The 4,774-nt window shown below is 64.8% G+C and carries 6 protein-coding genes; 5 read left to right on the top strand and 1 reads right to left on the bottom strand.

What is annotated here, in order from left to right; genetic code table 11:
• The coding region (locus SR3_RS32720; RefSeq protein WP_068095009.1) for a cold-shock protein at positions 1-592 on the top strand (592 nt) is incomplete at its 5' end.
• Between the two features lie 28 nt (positions 593-620).
• Here SR3_RS32720 and SR3_RS32045 read toward each other — a convergent pair.
• Entirely contained in the window at positions 621-833 is a 213-nt protein-coding gene (locus SR3_RS32045; protein ID WP_169805747.1) for a hypothetical protein, read from the bottom strand.
• Between SR3_RS32045 and SR3_RS29970 the strand changes: the two genes are divergently transcribed.
• From SR3_RS29970 to queC, 4 genes are all read left to right on the top strand, one after another.
• Positions 832-2,019 carry an aspartate aminotransferase family protein gene (locus SR3_RS29970; RefSeq protein ID WP_068095008.1) on the top strand — a complete coding sequence of 396 codons (1,188 nt, stop codon included), beginning with the start codon at positions 832-834 and terminating at the stop codon, positions 2,017-2,019. The genes SR3_RS32045 and SR3_RS29970 overlap by 2 nt on opposite strands.
• Positions 2,019-2,951, top strand: coding sequence for an ornithine carbamoyltransferase (gene argF / locus SR3_RS29965; protein WP_068095005.1), 933 nt, complete (start codon positions 2,019-2,021; stop codon positions 2,949-2,951). Before SR3_RS29970 ends, argF begins: the two co-directional genes overlap by 1 nt.
• On the top strand, positions 2,951-3,850 hold the full coding sequence (gene hslO / locus SR3_RS29960; RefSeq protein WP_068095002.1) for an Hsp33 family molecular chaperone HslO: 900 nt from the start codon (positions 2,951-2,953) through the stop codon (positions 3,848-3,850). The genes argF and hslO overlap by 1 nt, the downstream gene beginning before the upstream one ends.
• Before the next feature lie 141 nt (positions 3,851-3,991).
• Positions 3,992-4,696 carry a 7-cyano-7-deazaguanine synthase QueC gene (gene queC / locus SR3_RS29955; RefSeq protein WP_068094998.1) on the top strand — a complete coding sequence of 235 codons (705 nt, stop codon included), beginning with the start codon at positions 3,992-3,994 and terminating at the stop codon, positions 4,694-4,696.
• Positions 4,697-4,774 lie beyond the last annotated feature (78 nt).

The raw sequence follows: 4,774 nt of genomic DNA, 5'->3' as shown, positions 1-4,774 counted from the left end.
CGGCGGCCCGCGTGGCGGCGGCGGCGGTGGCGGCGGCTTCGGCGGCCCGCGCGGCGGCGGCGGCGGTGGTTTTGGCGGCGGCGGTGGCGGCGGTATGCCTGCCCAGGTCGTTGGCCAGGGCAAGGGCGTCGTCAAGTTCTTCAACGGCCAGAAGGGCTTCGGCTTCATTCAGCGCGAAGACGGCGGCGAAGATGTGTTCGTGCACATCAGCGCGGTTGAGCGCGCAGGCCTGGAAGGTCTGGCTGAAGGTCAGGGTCTGGAATTCACGCTCGTCGATCGCGGCGGCAAGATTTCGGCCAGCGATCTGGTCGTGGTCGGCGATGTCATCGCCGTTGCCAAGCGCGAGCCTGCTGCTCCCCAGCGTCAGCTGACGGGTGACAAGGCCACCGGCACGGTCAAGTTCTTCAACGCGATGAAGGGCTTCGGCTTCATCACGCGTGACGACGGCCAGCCGGACGCTTTCGTGCATATCAGCGCCGTTGAGCGCTCGGGCATGCGCGAGCTGAACGAGGGCGATCGCCTGGAGTTCGACATCGAGGTGGACCGCCGAGGCAAGTACTCGGCTGTCAACCTGGTGCCGCGTCAGGGCTGACACCGTTCGCTTGAGGTCTCCGTAAAAGTCAGGCCCGGATGAAAGTCCGGGTTTGACGGAGATACAGCGACACCATAAATACGCGCAAATGGCGGCTTCTCCAGGATTCGCATCCGGGGAAGCCGCCATTTGTCGTTTCCGTCATGATGCTGTCACCCAGCATCTCTTTTCCGTGAGAATCAGCACCAACCCTCCCAATGCCAAAGCTGGCAATGAAGGTCTGAGTAAAGGAACGTAGCATGTCGATTTCGCCTCTGATGCCTGTTTACCCCCGGACCGCCTTTCGGCCCGTGCGCGGTGAACACTGCCATCTGATCGGCGAGGACGGCCGCCGATACCTCGACTTCGCCAGCGGCATCGCGGTGAACCTGCTGGGCCACAGCCATGAAGGGCTGATCGGCGCGATCCAGCAGCAGGCGGCAACGCTGATGCATGTCTCCAACCTTTATGGCAGCCCGCATCAGGAGAGCCTGGCCAAGCGGCTGGTCGATCTGACCTTCGCCGATACGGTGTTCTTCACCAATTCGGGTGCCGAGGCCGTGGAATGCGCGATCAAGACCGCGCGCGCCTATCACCAGCATGTCGGCAACGATCACAAGTATGAGCTGATCACCTTCAAGGAAGCCTTCCACGGGCGTACTTTGGGCACGATCAGCGCTTCCAATCAGGAAAAGATGCATAAGGGCTTCCTGCCCCTGCTGCCCGGCTTCAAGTACGTTGAGTTCGGTGATCTGGAGGCCGCGAAGGCCGCCATCGGCCCGAACACCGCCGGTTTCCTGATCGAGCCGATCCAGGGTGAGGGCGGTATCAAGGTGCCCCCCGAAGATTTCCTGCCCGGCCTGCGCGCGCTCTGCGACGAGCATGATCTGATGCTGGTCTTCGACGAGGTGCAGACCGGCGTGGCGCGCACCGGCACCTTCTACGCCTATGAACAGCTGGGCGCGGTGCCGGACATCATGTCCACCGCCAAGGGCATCGGCGGCGGCTTCCCGCTGGGCGCATGCCTTGCCAGCGAAAAGGCGGCGCGCGGCATGGTGGCGGGCACGCATGGCTCGACCTATGGCGGCAATCCGCTGGCCATGGCCGCGGCCGAGGCGGTGCTCGATGCCGTGGCCAATGACGAATTCCTGGCGCATGTCCGCGATATGGGCGCCAAGATGACCGCCCGGCTGGAGCAGTTCATCGGCAACTACCCCGAGATTTTCGAGGCAGTGCGTGGTCGGGGCCTGCTGATGGGCCTGAAGCTGAAGATCGAGCCGCGGCCTTTCGTCGCCCATCTGCGTGACAATCACCAGCTGCTCACCGTTTCGGCGGGCGATCAGACCATGCGCGTCTTCCCGCCGCTGGTGATCGACGAGAGCCATATCGATGAGTTCATGGAGAAGCTCTCGGCGGGCGCGGCCTCCTATCAGCCGGAGGCGGTGTGATGGCTGACCTGCGGCATTTCCTCAATCTGGCCGATGCCGGGCCCGAGGCTCTGCGCGCCATTCTGGCCGATGCGGGCACGCGCAAGCAGGCGCGCGCCAGCTGGCCCAAGGGGCGCGTCGATGCCGATGCGCCGCTGGCCGATCGCGTGCTGGCGATGATCTTCGAGAAGAACTCGACCCGCACCCGCGTCTCCTTCGATATGGCGATCCGCCAGCTGGGCGGCAGCTCGATCGTGATGGAGGCGGGCGGCATGCAGCTGGGGCGCGGCGAGACCATCGCCGACACCGCCCGCGTGCTCAGCCGTATGGTCGATGCGATCATGATTCGCACCAACGATCACGCCAAGATCGAGGAGCTGGCGCATTACGCCAGCGTTCCGGTGATCAACGGGCTGACCGACCAGTCGCACCCCTGCCAGATCATGGCCGATCTGCTCACCTTGCAGGAGCAGGGCGTTGCGCTGCAGGGCATGGAGCTGGCCTGGCTGGGCGACGGCAACAATGTGCTGCACTCGCTGATCGAGGCCGCCGGCCTGCTGGGCTTCAACATCCGCGCAGGCATTCCCGCGGGCTTCGAGCCCGATGCCGGTTTCGTGGCGCGTGCGCGTGAGGCTGGGGTCAGCATCACTCTCACGCAGGATCCGCTTGAGGCCGCGCGCGGCGCTCAGGTGGTGGTCACCGACACCTGGGTGTCGATGGGCCAGCCGGGCGGCGAGGCGGTGATCGCCGCGATGGAGCCCTATCAGGTCAATGAGGCGGTGATGGCGGCTGCGGCTTCCGACGCCTGGTTCCTGCACTGCCTGCCCGCGCATCGCGGCGAAGAGGTCACCGATGCGGTGATCGATGGTCCGCGCTCGCTGGTCTGGGATGAGGCGGAAAACCGCATTCACGCCCAGAAATCGGTGCTGCTCTGGGCCATGGGCGCGCTGTGATGTTCGATGATGATGCGGCGAAGGGCATGGATGAAGTCCTGCCCTTCACCATCCCCTCGCGCGATGTGCGGGGCCGGGTGATCCGTCTGGGGCCCTCGCTGCATGCCATTCTGGCGGCGCATGACTATCCCCCGGTGCTGCGCCGTCTGCTGGGCGAGGCGCTGGTGCTGTCGGCCATGATGGGCACGCTGCTCAAGGATGAGGGCTGCCAGCTGACCTTGCAGGTGCAGGCCGAAAAGGGCGCGGTCGATCTGCTGGTTTGTGATTATCGCCTCGGCGAATTGCGTGGCTATGTCCGCCATGATGCCGAGCGGCTGGCCGCGCTGGAGGGCCGCGAGACCCTGCAGGAGCTCTTCGGAGAGAAGGGCTATCTGGCGATCACGTTCGATCTGGCGGCGACCGGCAAGCGCTATCAGGGCGTGGTGCCGCTGGAGGGCACATCGCTGGCCCGGGTGTGCGAGGCCTACTTCGCGCAGTCCGAGCAGGTGCCCACGCTGATCCGCATCGGTCTGGATGTGGAGGGCGAGGCCTGCGTGGCCGGTGGCCTGCTGATCCAGCATCTGCCCGATGGCGAGGAAGGGCGCGAGCGCCTGCATGTGCGGATGAACCATCCGCATTGGGAGCATGTCGCCGCGCTGGCCGGGTCGATGACCGGCAAGGAGCTGGTCGATCCAAGGCTGGGCCTCGACGATCTGATCTGGCGCCTGTTCCATGAAGAGGATGAGGTGCGGCTGCTGGAGACCACCGCTTTGTCACGTGGTTGCCGCTGCAGCGCGGACTATTACAAGACGGTGCTGGGCCGCTTCCCAGAGGAAGAGCTGGACGCCATGCGCGATGAGGCGGGTGCTATTCTGGTCGATTGCGCCTTCTGCTCGCGGGTGTTCCCGATCGAACTCTAACCGTTCCGGCCCAGTCATTCTTTTGGGATGCCTGTTGCCGAAAATGCTCTGGCCCGGGCCGGGCGATTGTTCCATGACCATCCGGCGTCCTGCTGATGCAGGGCGCTGGATGTGACGCCTGTGTGCTGACAAGGAACGATAATGACCAACTCCCCCCAAACCGGCGACAAGAAGGCCGTGGTGCTGCTGTCGGGCGGGCTGGACTCGATGGTGTCGGCGGGGCTGGCGCGCGAGGCCGGTTACAGCCTCTATGCGCTGACCATCGACTACAATCAGCGGCATCGCCGCGAACTGGACTCCGCCACGCAGCTGGCCGCACATCTGGGCGCGGTGAAGCATGTGGTGCTGCCGCTCGATCTGCGTCAGTTTGGCGGCTCGGCGCTGACCGACGCTATCGATGTGCCCAAGGAGGGCGTGGGCGATGATATTCCCGTCACCTATGTGCCCGCGCGCAATCTGGTGTTCCTCTCGCTGACGCTGGCCTGGGCCGAGGCGGTGGGCGCGAAGGACATCTTTATCGGCGTGAATGCGCTGGATTATTCGGGCTATCCCGACTGCCGCCCCGAATTCATCGAAGGCTTTGAAAAGCTGGCCGATCTGGCCACCAAGGCCGGGGCGCAAGGCGCCGGTTTCCGCATTCAGGCGCCGCTGCAGCATATGACCAAGGCGCAGATCGCTCAGGAAGCCGACCGTCTGGGGCTGGATGCTGGCATGAGCTGGTCCTGCTATGATCCGCAGCCCGATGGCAAGGCTTGCGGCCTGTGCGATTCCTGCCGCCTGCGTCTGGCCGGTTTCGAGCAGGCTGGTCTGATCGATCCTCTGCCTTATGCGCATCGCCCGGCCTGAAGGGCGGCTGCCACAAGGTTCCCAGCTTGGCGCTGGACACAAAAAAGGGGCCGGATTTCTCCGGCCCCTTTCCTGTTT

Origin of the sequence: Novosphingobium rosa NBRC 15208 (genome assembly GCF_001598555.1) — a bacterium.
GTDB lineage: Bacteria > Pseudomonadota > Alphaproteobacteria > Sphingomonadales > Sphingomonadaceae > Novosphingobium > Novosphingobium rosa.
This window is presented reverse-complemented; position numbering and strand designations above follow the sequence as displayed.

What these genes read in the sequence shown, in the direction of transcription:
- SR3_RS29970 (WP_068095008.1), top strand. Translation starts at nt 832, where the DNA reads ATGTCGATTTCGCCTCTGATGCCTGTTTACCCCCGGACCGCCTTTCGG.
- SR3_RS32045 (WP_169805747.1), bottom strand. Translation starts at nt 833, where the DNA reads ATGCTACGTTCCTTTACTCAGACCTTCATTGCCAGCTTTGGCATTGGG.
- argF (WP_068095005.1), top strand. Translation starts at nt 2,019, where the DNA reads ATGGCTGACCTGCGGCATTTCCTCAATCTGGCCGATGCCGGGCCCGAG.
- hslO (WP_068095002.1), top strand. Translation starts at nt 2,951, where the DNA reads ATGTTCGATGATGATGCGGCGAAGGGCATGGATGAAGTCCTGCCCTTC.
- queC (WP_068094998.1), top strand. Translation starts at nt 3,992, where the DNA reads ATGACCAACTCCCCCCAAACCGGCGACAAGAAGGCCGTGGTGCTGCTG.